Below are 1,324 nucleotides of genomic sequence, written 5' to 3' on the forward strand. Positions count from 1 at the left end.
TGAAGGGATCAACCACATAGGTAACAGAAGAGTTCAGACACATAGGTAACACCCGATCACTTATTTTTGATTGTCTTGAGCGTCAGATAACCATCTTTAGCGTCTCGTTCATCAACACGGCCCAGTAGAACAGGTCCAAAGATGATGTCCCAAACACCCTCGCTGATGCTCGCCAATCCGACCATCTGATGCTTCAGGACATAGCCGACATAGATTCTGAGTCGTCCCTTGTTCACCACCCCGTTTGAGTCCGTTCGGTACGTCTCAACATGGCTTGGATATTTCATCTCCGGTAGTTTTCCCGGAAAGGCCCGTGACGAGCTTGTGTAGCAAGAGCCCGGCGTTTTCTGCCCCAAAGCCTCATGAAGACGCTCGTGATTATAGTGCTGCATGAACAGATCAAAATGCTTCTGCTGGGCTCCCCATTCAATTTCCGGCGGTCTTGGCAGCGTGCTTTTAAGCGTGCGGTGCATGCGTTCATGGCGTCCGTTTTGCTCAGGTCGCCCAGGCTCAATCCTCTCATGAATGATGCCCAGGTGAGCCCACCAGATCGACAACTGCGACAGCCCAGCACACCCACCGCTGGCAAATGGGACACCGTTGTCAGTACGAATCCGCTCGGGCATTCCGTACATCTTGAATAGCCGCTCAAAGGTAGCTTTGGCATCTTTGAACGTCGTGCTCGGCATGCTTTCACAAGCCAATAGAAAGCGACTGGCGTGATCCATCACCGTCAAGGGGTAACACCAGACACCATCTCCTGTCAGGTACTGGCCTTTGTAATCGGCACTCCAGAGCTGATTGGGAAGCTCGGCTTTCTGAAGTGGCTTGGGATAGAGGACGACACGTTGGCGCAAGCGCCGAGGCTCGACGAGCCCCGCCTTTTTAAGCACGTTATAGATCGTGGTTTTGGACGGCGGTGGCTGATCTGGAAACCGTCGACTCAGGGCTGTCTGAATCTTTTTCGGGCCCGGTATGGTTTGCCCCTGTTGGCGTAACTCAAGAATGGCCTCTTTGACCGCAAACGGCACAGCCTGAGCTTGAGAATGCCGCTTGCGACTGCACTCAGCCAAACCATTAATGCTGTCCGCGTTGTAGCGGGCCACCCACTTGTATCCAGTCTTGCGACTGATGCTGTGAGCTGCACAGAGTTGACTGAAATTGAGACGACCAGACAGGTAGTCAGCAATGAACATCACTTTCAGGTCCATAGGTTTCAGCTCTCGCCACGGCATGGTCAGATCCTCGGAATCGACCCGTGCCAGTTAAAAACTGTTACCTATGTGCTTGAACTGGTTTGTTACCTATGTGGGTGAGTCATACC

1 protein-coding gene is annotated in these 1,324 nt (G+C 52.6%); it reads right to left on the bottom strand.

The window, feature by feature from the left end; all coding sequences use genetic code 11:
• Positions 1-56 precede the first annotated feature (56 nt).
• Positions 57-1,235: an integrase core domain-containing protein gene (locus OC71_RS26635; protein ID WP_041075019.1), complete on the bottom strand. Its 1,179-nt coding sequence runs from the start codon at positions 1,233-1,235 to the stop codon at positions 57-59.
• Positions 1,236-1,324 lie beyond the last annotated feature (89 nt).

Origin of the sequence: Pseudomonas sp. W15Feb9B, from assembly GCF_000828175.1 — a bacterium.
Lineage (GTDB): Bacteria > Pseudomonadota > Gammaproteobacteria > Pseudomonadales > Pseudomonadaceae > Aquipseudomonas > Aquipseudomonas parakoreensis.

What these genes read in the sequence shown, in the direction of transcription:
- OC71_RS26635 (WP_041075019.1), bottom strand. Translation starts at nt 1,235, where the DNA reads ATGCCGTGGCGAGAGCTGAAACCTATGGACCTGAAAGTGATGTTCATT.